The following is a 16,725-nucleotide window of genomic DNA, read 5'->3' as shown; positions in this document are numbered from 1 at the left end:
TAGGGCCGCGTCAGCTGCGGGCGCTGAGTTTGTCCATGAGCGCGTGGGTGAGATCGATGGCGGTGGTGTTGATGTCACCGTTCCCCGCATCTCCAGCACTGGAATTGGGAATGAAGTCGACCGTGACCTCGACCAAGTAGAGCCCCTTGACGCCGAGGGCGCGGGCCGTGGGGATTGCTTTCAAACCTGAGTGTGGGCCGGACCCCATCGAAACCGTTGCCGCGACAACAGAATCCAGGACACGCACGCCGGAGATGGCGTCCGAACCCCCTACATCGAGGGGCTCCACGGTCAGCGTGGTCCCGTCGCACCTCTGCCACTGCGCGGTGAACTTGGCGAACAACGCGTTGGCGTCCCCGTCCGTCCGCAACGCGACGATGCCTTCCTGGACGCTGTCGACCTTCACGGAACCACCTTTGTGCACCCACATTTCGGCCGCCGTGCCTTGTGGCGCGGAGCCGTACGGGCCCCGCTGCATCAGGTGAACGACTCCGATGCAGTCGGCGGGCTGCCCGTTATCCCAATTGGTTCCTAATTTGTCGATGCCCCCGAATTCCGAGTAGTGCGGGTAGGGCTGGAACGGCTGGTTGAGCAGCCTTGCCAGCGCGGTACCGTCGAACAAGGCCCGTTTGACGGTCGGCACCCGCCCTGCGTTTTGCCCCAGACTTGCTGTGCCAGAGGTGGTTTCGGTGCAGCCGCTCGCCACCAGCACCGCAGTCAATGCGGCCAGCGAGCGCCAGCTGCTTCTCAATTGGCTTCCTTGCCCTTCCCGACGCCCGGGGCGACGTCAGCCCAGGGCGCTGACTCTGTCCATCAGCGCGTGCGCGACGTCGATGGCGCTGGTATCGATGTCGGCCGATCCCGGGTCGGAGGACCGTCGCCCGCCGAAGAACACCACCTGAACCTCGACGAGGCAGTTCGACCGGATGCCGATCGCGCGCGCCTGCGGGGTGGGCCGCAGGGGCGGCATGTTGGGCAGGATCGACGTCGCGGTTTTGGTGGCGGCGATGGTGGAATCCGTGGTGCGGACGTCGCTGATGACGTTCGTGGTGCTGATCGGGCCGCTCTGCTCCGACGTCGTCATGCCGTTGCACTGCTGCCACTGCTGGGAGAACTGCGCGAACAGCGCCTGGGCCTGTGCGGGCGACGGAAGCGTGACGACGCCCTCCTCGACCACGATCACCTGCGCCGGCTCGCCATTGTTCCACCACGATTGCGATGCAACGTCTTTCACGTCGGCGGATTGGTACACACCCTGTTGCAGCATCGCCGTCACGCCCAGGCAACCGGCCTGCGACATCGATCGCTTGACCTGATACAGCTTTTCGGGCCCGCCGAATTCGGCCGGGTCCCGCGCCACCAATGTCTGATTGAGCATCCGCGACAGCGTCGGGCCGTCGAGAAGCACCTGTTTGACCGTCGCGCCGCTGAGCGGTTGCGGCTTCAGGTTCGGTGCCGGCTTCGCCGTGCCCGCCACGACCCCACCGCAGCCCGTCGCCAACGTGGCGACCGCCACCAGCATCGTCGCCATCCCCCGTATCCGCATGACTATTTCTTGCCCTTGTCCCCCGCGGCGTCGGCGGACAGCGCCGCGACGAACGCCTCCTGCGGCACGTCCACGCGCCCGATGGTCTTCATCCGTTTCTTGCCTTCCTTCTGCTTTTCCAGAAGCTTGCGTTTACGGGTGATGTCACCGCCATAGCACTTCGACAACACGTCCTTTCGGATCGCACGAATGTTTTCGCGCGCAATAATTTTCGATCCGATGGCGGCCTGGATGGGGACCTCAAACTGCTGGCGCGGGATCAGCTCTTTGAGCTTGCTGGTCATCTTGTTGCCGTACGCCGATGCCCCGTCCTTATGGACGATCGCGCTGAACGCGTCGACGGCCTCGCCTTGCAGCAGGATGTCGACCTTGACCAGTTGCGCCTCCTGCTCGCCGGCCTCCTCGTAGTCGAGGCTCGCGTAGCCGCGGGTGCGCGACTTCAGCGAGTCGAAGAAGTCGAAGATGATCTCGCCCAGCGGCATGGTGTAGCGCAGCTCGACCCGTTCGGGCGACAGGTAATCCATGCCGCCCAGCTCACCGCGGCGCGACTGGCACAGCTCCATGATGGTGCCGATGAACTCGCTGGGCGCGATGATCGTGGTCTTGACCACCGGCTCGTAAACGGTGCGAACCTTGCCTTCCGGCCAATCCGACGGGTTGGTCACCACGATCTCAGTGTTGTCTTCCTTGACCACGCGATAGACGACGTTGGGCGACGTCGAAATCAGGTCCAGGTTGAACTCGCGCTCCAAGCGCTCCCGGGTGATCTCCATGTGCAGCAGACCCAGGAAGCCACAACGGAATCCGAAGCCCAGCGCCACCGACGTCTCCGGCTCGTAGGTCAGCGCCGCGTCGTTGAGTTGCAGCCTGTCCAGAGCGTCACGCAGAACCGGGTAGTCGGAGCCGTCCACCGGATACAGGCCCGAGTAGACCATTGGCCTGGGTTCACGGTATCCGGTGAGCGCCTCGGTGGCGCCGTGCCGGGCCGTCGTCACCGTGTCACCCACTTTGGACTGGCGCACGTCCTTGACTCCGGTGATCAGGTATCCCACCTCTCCCACGCCCAGGCCGTCGCTGGCCTTCGGCTCGGGCGAGACGATGCCGACCTCGAGCAGTTCGTGGGTGGCGCCGGTGGACATCATCGCGATGCGTTCGCGCGGCGTGATCTTGCCGTCCACCACCCGGACGTAGGTCACCACACCGCGGTAGATGTCGTAGACCGAGTCGAAGATCATGGCGCGCAGCGGCGCGTCGGCGACACCCTGCGGGGGCGGCACCTCGCGCACCACGTGGTCGAGCAAATCGGCGACGCCGTCCCCGGTCTTGCCCGATACGCGTAGCACGTCGCCCGGCTCGCAGCCGATGATGTGGGCGATCTCGGCGGCGTAGCGGTCGGGGTCGGCAGCGGGCAGGTCGATCTTGTTCAGCACCGGGATGATGTGCAGGTCGCGGTCCAGCGCCAGGTAGAGGTTGGCCAGGGTCTGCGCCTCGATGCCCTGCGCGGCGTCGACCAGCAGCACCGCGCCCTCGCAGGCCTCCAGCGCGCGGGACACCTCGTAGGTGAAGTCGACGTGGCCAGGGGTGTCGATCAGGTGCAGCACGTAATCGGTGTCGCCGACTTTCCACGGCAGGCGCACGTTTTGGGCCTTGATGGTGATCCCGCGCTCGCGCTCGATGTCCATCCGGTCCAGGTACTGGGCGCGCATGGACCGCTCGTCGACGACGCCGGTGAGCTGGAGCATCCGGTCGGCCAACGTGGACTTGCCGTGGTCGATGTGGGCGATGATGCAGAAATTCCGAATCTGCGCCGGCGCAGTGAAGGTCTTGTCGGCGAAACTGCTGATGGAAATCTCCTGTGCGTGCAAGCTTGACGGGGTGCGTCGCGGCCGTTTCCGGGCCGGTTCGCGGGTATGTCCAGCGTATCCAGACAGGGCCGCCGCGACCTACTTGGACACATTCGCAGCCCGCCGCTCGCGTCTATGCTGCGAATATGCCGTCTCCCCGGAAATCCCAGTGGAAGACGTTCCAGCGCTTCGCGGAGAATCTGGTGTTCAGCGGGGCTCCGCGCCTGGTTCGGCAGGTGCAGAATTCCCAGACCGTGCTGCGCGAGTTGCAGCAGGCCGTGCGGATCACCGCGAACGTCATCGCCGCGGTCGCGCCGCCCCCTGCCGAAGCGCCCGTCACCGGCCGGCCGGTGACCAGCGGCAGCCTCCCGACCGCGCATCGCGCCCGCAAGCTGGTGTACGCGCCGAGCCTGGACGGCCGGGCCGATCCCGGCGAGATCGTCTGGACATGGGTGGTCTACGAGGACGACCCCACCCGCGGCAAGGACCGCCCCGTCCTGGTGGTGGGACGGGAGCGCAGCGTCCTGCTGGGGCTGATGGTGTCCAGCCAGGAGCGCCACGCGGCGGATCATGACTGGATCGGAATCGGTTCCGGCCCTTGGGATTACGAAGGCAGGCCAAGCTGGGTACGACTCGACCGGGTGCTCGACGTGCCCGAAGAGGGCATTCGCCGCGAGGGCGCCATCCTGGATCGCGAGATCTTCGATGCGGTGGCCGCCCGGCTGCGGGCCGACTACTCCTGGCGCTAGTGCGCCGACGAGCGTGCACTCACGTTCGGCGAGTGGAGCTTACCCACCGCCGGGCAATCAGCCCTGGGTGATGTAGGACTGCAGCTGCTGCTGCTCGGCCTCGAGCTCTTCCATTCGGGTCTTCACCACGTCACCGATGCTGACGATGCCGATCAGCTTCTTGCCGTCCAGCACCGGCACGTGCCGCACCCGGTTCTTGGTCATCAACACGCTGATGGCGTCAACCTCGTCGTTCTTGGTGCACGTGGCCAGCATCGACGTCATGATCTTGGACACCGGACGGGACAGCACGCTGGCACCGTGCGCGTGCAGCTGGCGCACGACGTCGCGCTCCGACACGATGCCGACCACACCCTCGTCGCCGACCACGACCATGGCACCGATGTTTTGGTCGTTCAGCCCGGCAAGCAGCTCGCGAACCGTCGCGTCCGGGTTGATGGTCACCACCGCCGCCCCCTTGTTCCGCAAGACGTCCGCTATCCGCATCGAGGCCTCCAGCCGGGTTGTGATCCGCTTCACATCAGGCTACGGCTAACTCGCGCGGCGGAAAAGCCACCAAGAGAACCTGCAAACAGATCGTGTCCAAACGGTGAAGGCCGCACGGATCGGCTGATTGGGCCACTACGGCCACCGCGGTCTTGCAAGATATCTCCATGATGGAGGTCACGCTGCTGGGAACCGGAAGTCCGATCCCCGATCCGAACCGAGCCGGGCCATCCACGCTGGTGCGGGCCGGCGGGCAGACGTTCCTGGTCGATTGCGGGCGTGGCGTGCTGCAGCGCGCGGCCGCGGTCGGGGTTGGCGCGGCCGGCTTGACGGCGCTGTTGCTGACTCACCTGCACAGCGACCACATCGGCGACCTGGGCGACGTCCTCATCACGCGGTGGATCAGCACCTTCACCCCCGATCCCGCGCCCCTGCCGATCATCGGACCGCCGGGGACCGCCGAGGCGGTCGCGGCGACGCTGAACGCGTTCCGGCACGACATCGGCTACCGGATCGCCCATCACAGCGACATCAATGAGCCGCCGGCGGTGGACATCCACGAATACACCGAGGGCGCCGCCTGGGACCGCGACGGGATAACCATCCAGGTGGCGCCCACCGATCACCGGCCGGTCGCCCCGACCATCGGCTTTCGGATCGATTACCAGGGCGCCTCGGTGGTGCTCGCCGGCGACACCGTCCCGTGCGCCGGCCTGGACGAGCTGGCGGCGGGCGCCGGCGCGCTGGTGCACACGGTGATCCGCAAGGACATCGTCGCCAACATCCCCCAGCAGCGGCTGCAGGACATCTGCGACTACCACTCGTCGGTTGAGGAAGCGGCGGCCACCGCGGCCCGCGCGGGGGTGGGCACCCTGGTCATGACGCACTACGTGCCGGCGCTGGTGCCCGGCCAGGAAGAACAGTGGCGGGCCCTGGCGGCCGCGCAGTTCAGTGGGCGCATCGAGCTCGGTGACGACCTGCACCGGGTCCAGGTGGACGCGCCTTCGTGACGCCGCGGCTCACCGGGCGGCCGAATTTCGTTGCGCCGCAGGGGATAGCGCAACTCCTGCCGCCATTAGCCAGGTCAGCGCCAGTACCCGCGCGATCGGCAGGATGACGCCCAGCGCCGGCCAGATCAGCACCGCAGTCGTCGCTTCGGCGAGGGCGGCCGTCGCCACACCGATCCGGGCGATCGGCCGGGGCAGCAATCTGTTGCCGGGCGCCGCGAGGGCGCCGACCAGCAGGCCCAACGCCACGATGTGCCCCGGGCCGCCGGTGAGAAACACCAGCAGGTAGAGCGCCCTGACGACCGCGGCATTCGCCGCGACGTCCCGTATCGACAACGCCCAACCCAGGAGTCCGGCCAGGCCGAGCGCACCGGCAGCCAGGGCGCCGCCGGTCAGCGCGACCGCGGCCGACCCGGCGCCGGCCCCGAGCCGGCGCAACCGGGCGGCCGCGACCGCCGCGTAGAGCGCCAGCGGCACCGACGACGCGAACGTCGCAACCGCGATGATGCGCACGGCGGTCGGCTGGGCGCGGACGTAGCTCACCACGGCGCCTGGCGGGCCGTAGGGCAACGGCATGACACCGCCCACGGCGACCCCGATGGTGATGCCGCCGATGAGCAGCCCGACGCAAACCAGGGACAGCGCCGCCAGGGGCGACCCGCCACGCCTGGGTCGGTTCGCATCGCGCCGGGCCGCGCCTTCGGCTGAATCGTTCATCCCTGCAACGGTATCGCCGCGGCGGCTCACCGACGACGGCTTTGCGCCCCGGCTACGCGAGCCGGGTCACCTCCACGATGACGTCGAGGTCGGTGGCGCCCTCCCCGGAGTAAATGCCCTTCAACGGGGAGACGTCGGCGTAGTCGCGACCCGCGCCCACGCCCACGTACTGTTCGGTGATCTCGGTGTCGTTGGTGGGGTCATAGCTCCACCACGCGCCCGTCCAGGCCTCGATCCAGGCGTGGCTTCGCCCGTCCACGGTATCCCCCACCACGGCTTCACGTTTGGGATGCAGGTAGCCCGAGACGTAGTGCGCCGGAATGCCCATGCTGCGCAACAACATCAGTGACAGGTGGACGAAGTCCTGACAGACGCCCTTGCCCTCTTTGAGCGCGTCCAGCCCCGAGGAGGCCACACTGGTGGTCCCGGGAAGGTATTCGAGTTCGTTGCGCACCCAATTGGCTGCGGCGATGACGGCTTCGGCCGGCTCGTGGGACTTGCTGATCTTTTTGCCCACGGACGCCACCCGCTTGCTGGCCGGGGTGTGCTCGGTGGGGCGCAGCAGGTCGTCGTAGCGATCGATCACGGCCTCCGACTGCAGGTCGCTCCAGCCCACCTCCGTCGAGAGCGGCTCGGCCCGTTCGGTTTCGACGACGGAGGATGACATCACCGTGAGATCGGTGTGGGGAGCGTGCAGGTCGAACGCCGTGACCGCGGTGCCCCAGTAGTCGATGTAGCGGTAGGACCGCGTCGCCGGGATGGTCTCGACGCGGTTGAGGATGACGTTCTGCCTGTTGTTCGACCGCGGGGTCAGCCGGGCTTCGTTGTAGGAGGCGGTGACCGGCGACTGGTAGGCGTATCCCGTGGTGTGCACCACCCGGAGCCGCCACATCAGCCGTCCCCTTTCCTGCTGACCAGTTGGGCTTGCTGGCCGGCGTCCGACCAGGCCACCCATGGAGTCACGTGGAAGTACTGCGCCGCCAACGCTTCTCCGACGTCACGACATGTTCGTTGCAGACCCGCCAAACGGCTTTCCAGCGTCTCCAGCAGCACGCCGGGCTGCACGAACTCCAATTCGCTGCGGGCCTGCCCGAGCAGCCGCTGCGCCTCGGCGGTGGGCCCGATTCGGCTCTGCCGGTTGCGGACCAGTTCGTCGAGGTTGTGTTCGGCCAGCCGCAGCGAGTAGAACACCGAACGCGGAAAGAGCCGGTCCAGCAACATGAACTCGACCACTCGGCCCGCGTCTAGCACACCGCGGTAGGTGCGCAGGTAGGTGTCGTGTGCACCCGCCGAACGCAAGAGCGTCACCCACGCCGGGGACGAAGCGCTGTCTCCGACCCGCGACAGTAACAGCCGCACCGTCATGTCCACCCGTTCGATCGCCCGGCCCAGCACCATGAACCGATAGCCGTCGTCGCGCGACAGCGTAGAGTCGGCCAACCCGGCAAACATTGCCGCCCGGCGCTCAACGAACGACAAGAAGTCGTGTGGCCCAAGGCGTTTGGCGGCGCTTTCGCGTTCGGGCAGGGCGTGGTATGTGGTGTTGAGGCACTCCCAGATTTCGCTGGACGTCACCTCGCGCGCCGACTTCGCGTTCTCTCGCGCCGCGGTGATCGCGTCGACGATCGAGCAGCCGCCTTGTGTGTTGGTGTTATAGGCCACCAAGTCGGTCAACGACCACACATCCAAGTCGTGATCCGGCGGGTCGATGCCGAGCACCCGCAACAGCAGGCGCGAAGCCTGGTCGGGGTCGACGCTGGAGTCCTCGAGCAATTGGTGCAGTGCGACGTCCAGGATTCGTGCGGTGTCGTCGGCGCGCTCGACGTAGCGGCCGATCCAGTAGAGCGCCTCGGCGTTACGGGCCAGCATCAGCGCACCGCCTTTTTTGTTGCTGTTGCTTGGGCTTTTGCTGTTGCTGTTGCTGTTGCTGTTGCTTGGGCTTTTGGCGCTGGGGTGGGTCGGTGGGTTGCGGCTGCTGAGAGGTCAGAGACGTCAGCCGCGGCGAGTCTTCCAGCGGATCCGGCATCGACTCGGGCAACGACCGCACCACCTCCGCCGCGCCGAGCTCACGGTCGCCCCCCGACGCCCGCGACGCCAACACCCAGGTGTCCTTGGAGCCACCGCCCTGACTGGAGTTGACCACCCGCGACCCCTCGACCAGGGCGACCCGGGTCAGCCCGCCCGGCAACACGAACACGTCGTTGCCGTCGTTGACCGCGAACGGCCGCAGATCCACGTAGCGGGGCGCCAAGGTGTTACCGATCTGAGTCGGCACGGTCGAGAGCTCCATCATCGGCTGCGCGATCCAGCTGCGGGGATCGTCGCGAATCTTCTTGGCGGCGGCAGCGAGCTCTTTCGCCGAAGCCTCCGGACCGAACACGATCCCGTAGCCGCCGGAACCCTCAACCGGCTTGATGACCAGCTCGTCGATGCGGTCGAGCGCTTCTTCACGCTCGTCATCAAGCCAGCAGCGCAACGTCTCCACGTTGGCCAGCAGTGGCTTCTCGCCCAGGTAGTACTCGATCATGGTGGGCACGTAGGTGTAGACAAGTTTGTCGTCGCCGACGCCGTTGCCGATGGCGCTGGAGATGGAGACGTTGCCGGCGCGGGCCGCGTTGACCAGACCGGCCACGCCCAGCATCGAGTCGGCGCGGAACTGCAGCGGATCGAGGAAGGCGTCGTCGATGCGCCGATAGATGACGTCGACTTGTCGCTCGCCCTCGGTGGTGCGCATGTACACCTGGTTGTCGCGGCAGAACAGGTCGCGCCCCTCGACCAGCTCCACACCCATCTGACGGGCCAGCAGCGAATGCTCGAAATACGCCGAGTTGTAGACGCCCGGGGTCAGCACCACCACCGTGGGATCGGCCTCGTTGGTGGCCGCGGAGTTGCGCAGCGCCCGCAGCAGGTGCGAGGCGTAGTCGTCGACCGCGCGGACCCGGTGGGTGGCGAACAGGTTCGGGAAAACCCTGGCCATGGTGCGCCGGTTCTCCATGACATAGGACACACCCGACGGCGAGCGCAGGTTGTCCTCGAGAACCCGCCAGGTGCCCTTGTCGTCGCGGATCAGGTCGATGCCGGCGACGTGGATCCGCACGCCGTTGGGTGGAACGATGCCCATCGCCTGGCGGTGGAAGTGCTCACACGATGTGACCAACCGGCGCGGGATCACCCCGTCGTTCAGTATTTCCTGGTCGCCGTAGATGTCATCGAGATACATCTCGAGTGCCTTGACCCGCTGGGTGATGCCGCGCTCCAACCGGGTCCACTCGGCGGCCGAAATAACCCGCGGCACCAAGTCGAGCGGGAAGGGCCGCTCCTGACCCGATAACGAGAAGGTGATCCCCTGGTCGATAAATGCGCGGGATAGCGCTTCAGCGCGCGCTTTCAGGTCCGAGGCGTCCGAGGGCGCAAGCTCGGCGTAAATGCCCTTGTAGGGGCCGCGAACGGTGCCCTCGGCATCGAACATCTCATCGAAAGCCATCTCGTAAGCGTCCGACGACATGTTGTAGCCGCCGAAAATGCGCTCAGAACGCGCAGGGCGAAGCTCCCGCCTGGTCTCCTCAAGCTGGTTCGAAAGACTCACTGTTCAGATGCTGCCTCAAATCGACGTTGTAGGCAGCCCACGTGTTCCCATTTTGGGAGAAAACGTAACTCACTGATAACCTGGGCAGTCGCTGTGGTTGTATCCGGCGCCCCAACCAAACGTCCAATCGAAGAAGGAACTCGAGCGTGGCCAACATCAAGTCGCAGCAGAAGCGCAACAAGACGAACGAGCGCGCCCGCCTGCGCAACAAGTCGGTGAAGTCGTCGCTGCGTACCGCCGTCCGCGCATTCCGCGAGGCCGCCCACGCCGGCGACAAGGAGAAGGCCGCCGAGCTGCTGGTGTCGACTAACCGCAAGCTGGACAAGGCGGCCAGCAAGGGCGTGATCCACAAGAACCAGGCCGCGAACAAGAAGTCGGCGCTGGCGCAGGCCCTCAACAAGATCTAAAGGCCCTACCGGCCTACGCCGCCCGCCCCTAGTGGCCGCGCTGGGCGGCTAGTTCGGCGACCTGCCTGACCGCGGATTCCAGGGCGTAGTCGGCGTCCACCACCGCCCCCTTGACGTTCGCGTTGAGCGCGGCGACCACCTTCATCGCCGTCGCCACCGAGTCACGCGACCAACGCCGGGCCTGCTTCTGCGCCTTTTGCACCCGCCAGGGCGGCATCCCGAGCTGCGACGCCAGCCGGTAGGGATCGCCCGACAGGGGGCCGACGCGGCCGATCGTGTGGATCGCCTCGGCCAGCGCGTCGGCCAGCACCACCAGCGGCTCCCCCCGCATCATCGCCCACCGCAGCGCCTCGGCGGCTCCCTCGATGTCGCCGGCCACCGCCTTGTCCGCGATGTCGAACCCCTTCACCTCGGCCTTGCCGCTGTGGTAGCGGCGCACCGCGGCGGCGTCGACCGCCCCGCCGGTGTCGGCGACCAACTGCGAGCAGGCAGAGGCCAGCTCCCGCAGATCGGAACCGACCGAATCCAGCATCGCGGTCACCGTCTCCTCGTCGGCCTTGACCCGCAGGCCGCGAAATTCCTTGCGGACGAAGTCGATGCGCTCGCTGAGTTTGGTGATCCGCGCGCAGACATGCACCTCGGCGCCGAGGGACTGCAACTCGGTGGCCAGCGCCTTGGCGCGGCCACCGCCCGAGTGCACTACCACCAGCACCACGCCCGTCGGCATGTCGTTCGCGGCCGAAACAATCACCGCGGCAGCGTCTTTGCCCGCTTCGCCGGCGGCTTCCAGCACGACGATGCGCTCGTCGGCGAACAGTGACGGGCTCAGCAGCTCGGCGAGCTCATACGTGCTGACGTCGCCCGCCCGCATCCGGTTGACCGGAACGTCGTCGGTGCCGGCCCGTTTCCGCGCCAACCGCAGCACGTCGGCCACCGCACGCTCGACCAGCAGTTCCTCGTCTCCCAGAACCAGGTGCAACGGCGAAACCTCACTCACCCCACGATGGTGTCACGCCCCACCGACTGTGCCGCTCGGGGATCCGGCGCGAACGACGACCCGCCCTAGCCCAGCCCGGACAGCGCCCAGGCCAGTCCGGCCAACGCCGCCACTCCGGCCGCGAGGCGGAACGGCCGCCACCGCCACAGCACCACCGCCAGCACCGTGACACCGCCGACGATCAGCGTGCCGGGCATGCCCTCCGGAACCGGCACGGTCGCGCCGGGCAGGTTGGCCGCCCAGCGGGCCACCCCGTTGACCCACCACAACTCGGGACCGGTGAAACGGATCAACAGCCGCGCGGCCGCCGGCCACACCGCACAGAGCGCCGCCGCGGCGGTGCCGAGCACCGTGATCGGCGCGATCACGGCAGCCACGACGAGGTTTGCGAGCGCGGCAACCACGCTGAACCGGCCCGAGATCGCCGCAACCAGAGGCGCGGTCACCAGCTGCGCGGCCCATGCGACGGCAAGCCCGTCGGCCAGCGGCTTGGGCCACCCCTTCCCCACCATGCGCCGCGACCAGACCGGCGCGACGACGATCAGCGCGGCGGTGGCGACCACCGACAGCGCGAACCCCACGTCGACGGCCAGCGCCGGGGCGACGGCCAGCAGCACCAGCACGGTGGCGGCCAGGGCCGGAATAGCTTGCCGCCGACGCGAAGACAGCATCCCCACCAGCGCGATGGCACCCATCACCGCCGCCCGCACCACACTCGCCGTCGGCTGCACCACGATGACGAAGGCCACCAGCGCCAGCGCAGCAAGGGCGACGGCCGCGCGGGGACCGATCAACCGCGCCGAGAACAGCACGGCGGCGCATACGATCGTCACGTTGGCGCCCGACACCGCCATGAGGTGCGTCATCCCGGCCGCGCGAAAGTCGCGGCTGGTGCCGCTCGACACCGCCGAGGTGTCACCGAGGACCAGCGCGGGCAGCATCTCCGCCTGCTCGCCGGGCAGCGTCTCGCGGACGGCGGCGGCGAACCGGCTGCGCACCCCGTGCGCGGCACGCTGTACGGCGCTCGCGGTGCCCATGGTCGGCCGGCCCGACGCGTTGAGCACCGCGACCGTCAGGTCTCGACGGGCCGGCCGGGTGATGCGCGCGGTGAACTGCACCGGCTGGCCCACCATCACGGCGCCGAAGTCCGAGCCGCGCGCGAAAACGACAACCCGGCCCGATGTCTGGGCGTCGCGCACACGTTGCAGAGAGGCCTTGAAGATCGACCGGCCGGCGCCCAGCGACACCGGACTCTCGGTGGGCGTGACGGTGACGGGGGCGCTGCTGCCGAATGCCGCGGTGATCGGGTGGTGAACGACGGCGTCGGTGCGCAGCCCGATGGCAAAGCCGTATCCCGCGCCAACCACGCCGACCGCGGCCAGGCCGGCACCGATCGCCCGCAGCCGCGCCGTTCGGCCGGGCCGGTGCGCGGCGCGCCATGCCAGCACACCGGACGCGGCGACAAGCGTGAGGCAGCACCAGGCGAGGATCCGGCCGGCCGGCCACCAGATCCCGGCGGCGGTCACCGCCCAACACGTCAGCGCCGCCGGCACCAGGCGCACATCGACATGCCCCGAAGGCGATATGCCCGGCCCGGGGTGAACCACCGAGGTCAGACACGGACCAGGGCGCGCAGCTTCTCCAACCGCGCCGGCCCGATGCCCTCGACGTCGGCGAGCTGGTCGACGCTGGTGAATTTGCCGTTGGATTGCCGCCACGCCACGATCGCGGCGGCGGTGACCGGCCCGACGCCGGGCAGCGCGTCGAGTTCCTGAACCGTCGCGGTGTTCAGGTCGACGGCCTGGCCCGGCTTCGGCTTGACCGATCCCGGCGTCGGTGTTGGGGCCTTCGATGTCGGCGTCGTTCCGGTGGCCACCGAGCTGCCCAGCGCCGTCGGCTGTCCGTGAGCGGGAGCCAGACCGACCACGATCTGTTCGCCGTCACCGAGCGGTCGGGCCATGTTCAGTCCGATGGTGTCCGCGCCGTTCACCGCGCCGCCGGCGGCCTGCAGCGCATCGGCGATGCGCGCGCCCGGGGCGAGGGTCACCAGGCCCGGGGTGTGCACCAAACCGACCACGCTGACCACCACCGGGTGGTCGGGGCCCGGCGGTGGTGCGGCACCCGGACTTGTCGATGACCTCGGGCCGGCCGTCGACACCTTCTCGACCGGTGGCAGCTTGGCCGACATCACCGGCGCCGGCCGGTCGCGCAGCAGCGTGAAGACCGTGACCAGCACCGCCAGCGCCGCCACGATCGCCAGCCCGATGGCGCCGGCGCGTCCGGGGTCGGCGCGCACCCTGGCCACCCAGCCCTGGTCCCGCGACGCGTCGGGAAGCCACCGCGGCAGCAGCGAATTCTGGTCGTCGTCCGGGGTGTCGTCCGTCGACGCCGGCCCGGCGTCCTCGGGACCGGCGTGTGCATCGGTCTCCGGTTCAGCGTTGAGTCGTCGCTGCAGGCGCTCCGCCGGAAGTTCTGTTCGCATGGGCCGACGGTAGGTCCGCGGACCGCCACAACCGCCCCGCTCAACGGCGCCGCGGGACCGATCTGTGGATTAACCCGAGGCTGTGCACGGGGCCCGCGAGGGATGGGTCAAGATGGAAGCGAGCGAACGACCGGCATCGCCAGAAAACAGCTCTGGGCGCTGCGTCGTCACGGTCACCCCGAAACGACAGGAGGCAGCCATGCAACTGGCGCTCACGCCCGAGGAAGCCGCGTTCCGCGACGAACTCCGCACCATCTACACGACCAAGATTCCCGAGGAGCTGCGCGAGCGGGTGCGCCGGGGCTCGGCGGAAGTGAACCACGACGACATCGTCGCCAGCCACAAGATCCTGCACGAGCACGGCTTGGCGGTGCCGAACTGGCCGGTCGAGTGGGGCGGCAAGGACTGGACGCCGACCCAGCATCAGATCTGGGCCGACGAGATGCAGCTGGCGTGCGTTCCGGAGCCGCTGAACTTCAACACCAAGATGGTGGGTCCGGTGATCGCCGAATTCGGTTCGGAGGAGGTCAAACAACGCTTCCTGCCCCCGACGGCCAGCCTCGACATCTGGTGGTGCCAGGGATTCTCCGAGCCCGAGGCGGGATCGGATTTGGCGTCGTTGCGCACCACCGCGGTCCGCGACGGCGACAGCTACGTCGTCAACGGCCAGAAGACCTGGACTACGCTCGGGCAGTACGCGGACTGGATCTTCTGCCTGGTCCGCACCGACCCGCAGGCGCCCAAGCGGCAGGCCGGCATCTCGTTCCTGTTGTTCGACATGAACACGCCGGGCATCACCCTGCGGCCCATCAAGACCATCGACGGCGGCCACGAGATCAACGAGGTCTTCTTCGAGGACGTCCGGGTGCCCGCCAATCAGCTTGTCGGGGAAGAGAATCAGGGCTGGACTTACGCGAAGTACCTGCTGGGCAACGAGCGCACCGGTATCGCCGGTGTGGGGCGGACCAAGGTCCGCCTCGCCGAGGTGAAGAAACATGCGGCGGCCACCGGGGTGCTCAGCGACCCGCTGTTCGCGGCACGACTGGCCGAGGCCGAAAACGAGCTGCTGGCACTGGAACTCACGCAGTCACGGGTGGTCACCGACTCCGCGGACGGTCAGCCCAACCCTGCGTCGTCGGTGCTCAAGCTGCGCGGCAGCCAACTGCAGCAGGCGGCCACCGAACTGCTCGTCGAGGTGGCCGGGGCGGATGCGCTGCCGGCCAACGGCGAAGACATCGCGTCCCCGGACTGGGCGCAACACAGTGCGCCGCACTACCTCAATTACCGCAAGACGTCGATCTACGGCGGCAGTAGCGAGGTGCAGCGCAACATCATCGCGTCGACGATTCTGGGATTGTGAGGCAGCCATGGACTTTCAACTGAGCGACGAGCAAGCCCTGCTCCGCGACACCACCCGCGATCTGTTGTCGCGCACTTATGACCCGGAAAGCCGCAACAAGGTCATCGGCTCCGATCTCGGCTGGAGCCGAGAGGTGTGGAATCAGCTCGCCGACACCGGAATTCTCGGTCTGGGCTTCGAGCCGGACGAGTCCGGCCAGATCGAGATCATGGTGGTGCTGCACGAGGTCGGGCGCCGGCTGGCCCCCGAACCGGTGCTGCACGCCGCTCTGGGTCCCGGTGCGCTGATCGCCGAGCTGGGCAGCGCAGAACAGAAGCAACTGCTCGACGAGGTCGCGGGCGGGCAGCGGCTGCTGGCGTTCGCGCACCTCGAGCCGGGTCAGCGCAAACCGTCCGCCGAGGTGAGCACCAAGGCTGAGCAGCAAGGTGATTCGTGGACGCTGAGCGGCCGGAAGAACCCGGTGCTCGCCGGGGACTGCGCGGACACCTTGGTGGTCAGCGCCGCGCTGCCGAACGGCGGCACCGGCCTGTTCCTGGTCGATGCCGCAGCGGTGACCAGGAACCCGTACCGGACGTTCGATGGACAGCGCGGCGCCCAGATCGACCTGGACTCCGCCGCCGCGGAACCGCTGGGCGAGGCGGTCGACGCGTCGGGCGCCATCCGCGACGCCGTCGTGCGCATCCAGTCGGCGCTGTGCGCCGAGGCGCTGGGGGCGATGGAGGAATCGCTGCGGCTGACCACCGATTACCTCAAGACGCGCAAGCAGTTTGGCGTCACACTCAACAAGTTCCAGGCGCTTACGCAGCGCGCCGCCGATATGTACGTGTCGCTGGAACTGGCCCGCAGCATGACATTGTACGCGGCCATGTCGATCGCCGACGGCAACATCGACCCGGTGATCGCCTCCCGCGCCAAGCTGCAGATCGGCCGCTCGGGCCGGCACATCGCGCAGGAGTCGGTCCAGATGCACGGCGGCATCGGCGTGACAGCGGAATATCCGGTCAGCCACTACGCCGCCCGGCTCACCGCGATCGAAAACACCCTGGGCACTTCGGGTGAGCACCTGCACAACCTGATCGACCACATCGGCGACTACGACCTGGCCAGGCTATAGCCGATGGCCGGCCTGTCCGACAGGGTCGTCGAGTTCCTGTCGGCCGGTACCCGTACCGGGATGCTGGGGTACGTGGCTGCCGACGGCCGGCCGCTGGTGGCCCCGGTGTGGTTCGTCGTCGACAACGGTGAGCTGGTGTTCAACACCGGGCGTGACACCGCGAAAGGCCGTGCGCTGGCTCGGGATTCACGTGTCGCGATCTGTGTCGACGATCCGACCCCGCCCTACTCGTTTGTACAGGTGCAGGGCATTGCGACGACGCAGGACGGTGCAGAGGACCTGCTCGAGATCGCTACCCGGATCGGCGGGCGCTACATGGGAGCAGATCGCGCCGACGAGTTCGGCCGGCGCAACGCCGTTCCCGGTGAGCTGGTGGTGCGAGTTCGGCCGACGAAGGTGAACTCGGCCTTCGATATCGCCGACTGAACCC

At 67.9% G+C, this 16,725-nt stretch carries 17 protein-coding genes; 6 read left to right on the top strand and 11 right to left on the bottom strand.

The window, feature by feature from the left end; all coding sequences use genetic code 11:
• Positions 1-10 precede the first annotated feature (10 nt).
• Genes B8W69_RS20280 through lepA form a run of 3 tightly spaced genes read right to left on the bottom strand, consistent with a single transcriptional unit; the run spans position 11 to position 3,411 of the window.
• A complete protein-coding gene (locus tag B8W69_RS20280) occupies positions 11-751 on the bottom strand; it encodes a sensor domain-containing protein (protein WP_085291563.1) in 741 nt (246 codons plus the stop codon).
• A gap of 36 nt (positions 752-787) precedes the next feature.
• Positions 788-1,546 (bottom strand): sensor domain-containing protein, encoded by a 759-nt coding sequence (locus B8W69_RS20275; protein WP_085291562.1) that lies wholly within the window; start codon positions 1,544-1,546, stop codon positions 788-790.
• Between the two features lie 2 nt (positions 1,547-1,548).
• Positions 1,549-3,411, bottom strand: coding sequence for a translation elongation factor 4 (lepA, locus tag B8W69_RS20270; RefSeq protein WP_085291561.1), 1,863 nt, complete (start codon positions 3,409-3,411; stop codon positions 1,549-1,551).
• Between the two features lie 125 nt (positions 3,412-3,536).
• Here lepA and B8W69_RS20265 point away from each other — a divergent pair, with 125 nt between their 5' ends.
• Entirely contained in the window at positions 3,537-4,139 is a 603-nt protein-coding gene (locus B8W69_RS20265) for a type II toxin-antitoxin system PemK/MazF family toxin (RefSeq protein ID WP_085291560.1), read from the top strand.
• 57 nt (positions 4,140-4,196) lie between these two features.
• Here the strand turns inward: B8W69_RS20265 and B8W69_RS20260 are convergent, their stop codons facing one another.
• A complete protein-coding gene (locus tag B8W69_RS20260) occupies positions 4,197-4,625 on the bottom strand; it encodes a CBS domain-containing protein (protein ID WP_085291597.1) in 429 nt (142 codons plus the stop codon).
• Between the two features lie 167 nt (positions 4,626-4,792).
• On the opposite strand from B8W69_RS20260, the gene B8W69_RS20255 reads away from it, so the two are divergent.
• Entirely contained in the window at positions 4,793-5,635 is an 843-nt protein-coding gene (locus B8W69_RS20255; RefSeq protein WP_085291559.1) for a ribonuclease Z, read from the top strand.
• Positions 5,636-5,644: 9 nt separating this feature from the next.
• Here the strand turns inward: B8W69_RS20255 and B8W69_RS20250 are convergent, their stop codons facing one another.
• Genes B8W69_RS20250 through B8W69_RS20235 form a run of 4 tightly spaced genes read right to left on the bottom strand, consistent with a single transcriptional unit; the run spans position 5,645 to position 9,935 of the window.
• Positions 5,645-6,349, bottom strand: coding sequence for a hypothetical protein (locus tag B8W69_RS20250; protein WP_085291558.1), 705 nt, complete (start codon positions 6,347-6,349; stop codon positions 5,645-5,647).
• Positions 6,350-6,401: 52 nt separating this feature from the next.
• Positions 6,402-7,241, bottom strand: coding sequence for a transglutaminase family protein (locus B8W69_RS20245; protein WP_085291557.1), 840 nt, complete (start codon positions 7,239-7,241; stop codon positions 6,402-6,404).
• Positions 7,241-8,218: an alpha-E domain-containing protein gene (locus B8W69_RS20240; protein WP_085291556.1), complete on the bottom strand. Its 978-nt coding sequence runs from the start codon at positions 8,216-8,218 to the stop codon at positions 7,241-7,243. The genes B8W69_RS20245 and B8W69_RS20240 overlap by 1 nt, the downstream gene beginning before the upstream one ends.
• Entirely contained in the window at positions 8,205-9,935 is a 1,731-nt protein-coding gene (locus tag B8W69_RS20235; RefSeq protein WP_085291555.1) for a circularly permuted type 2 ATP-grasp protein, read from the bottom strand. Before B8W69_RS20235 ends, B8W69_RS20240 begins: the two co-directional genes overlap by 14 nt.
• A gap of 146 nt (positions 9,936-10,081) precedes the next feature.
• On the opposite strand from B8W69_RS20235, the gene rpsT reads away from it, so the two are divergent.
• Positions 10,082-10,342, top strand: a complete 261-nt coding sequence (gene rpsT / locus B8W69_RS20230; RefSeq protein WP_007769864.1) for a 30S ribosomal protein S20 — start codon at positions 10,082-10,084, stop codon at positions 10,340-10,342.
• Between the two features lie 28 nt (positions 10,343-10,370).
• Here the strand turns inward: rpsT and holA are convergent, their stop codons facing one another.
• From holA to B8W69_RS20215, 3 genes are all read right to left on the bottom strand, one after another.
• A complete protein-coding gene (gene holA / locus B8W69_RS20225) occupies positions 10,371-11,339 on the bottom strand; it encodes a DNA polymerase III subunit delta (protein ID WP_085291554.1) in 969 nt (322 codons plus the stop codon).
• 65 nt (positions 11,340-11,404) lie between these two features.
• The gene (locus B8W69_RS20220; RefSeq protein ID WP_085291553.1) at positions 11,405-12,901 is read right to left on the bottom strand and encodes a ComEC/Rec2 family competence protein; all 1,497 of its coding nucleotides are present in this window, start codon (positions 12,899-12,901) and stop codon (positions 11,405-11,407) included.
• Between the two features lie 50 nt (positions 12,902-12,951).
• A complete protein-coding gene (locus B8W69_RS20215) occupies positions 12,952-13,821 on the bottom strand; it encodes a ComEA family DNA-binding protein (protein ID WP_085291552.1) in 870 nt (289 codons plus the stop codon).
• Positions 13,822-14,020: 199 nt separating this feature from the next.
• Here B8W69_RS20215 and B8W69_RS20210 point away from each other — a divergent pair, with 199 nt between their 5' ends.
• Genes B8W69_RS20210 through B8W69_RS20200 form a run of 3 tightly spaced genes read left to right on the top strand, consistent with a single transcriptional unit; the run spans position 14,021 to position 16,721 of the window.
• Positions 14,021-15,181: an acyl-CoA dehydrogenase family protein gene (locus B8W69_RS20210; protein WP_085291551.1), complete on the top strand. Its 1,161-nt coding sequence runs from the start codon at positions 14,021-14,023 to the stop codon at positions 15,179-15,181.
• 7 nt (positions 15,182-15,188) lie between these two features.
• Positions 15,189-16,295 (top strand): acyl-CoA dehydrogenase family protein, encoded by a 1,107-nt coding sequence (locus B8W69_RS20205; RefSeq protein ID WP_085291550.1) that lies wholly within the window; start codon positions 15,189-15,191, stop codon positions 16,293-16,295.
• 3 nt (positions 16,296-16,298) lie between these two features.
• Positions 16,299-16,721: a PPOX class F420-dependent oxidoreductase gene (locus tag B8W69_RS20200; RefSeq protein WP_085291549.1), complete on the top strand. Its 423-nt coding sequence runs from the start codon at positions 16,299-16,301 to the stop codon at positions 16,719-16,721.
• Positions 16,722-16,725 lie beyond the last annotated feature (4 nt).

The sequence above is a fragment of the Mycolicibacterium vulneris genome (assembly GCF_002104765.1).
GTDB classification, from domain to species: Bacteria; Actinomycetota; Actinomycetes; order Mycobacteriales; family Mycobacteriaceae; genus Mycobacterium; species Mycobacterium vulneris.
Note: the sequence above shows the minus strand (reverse complement) of the source record. Positions and strands in the feature narration are given on the sequence as shown.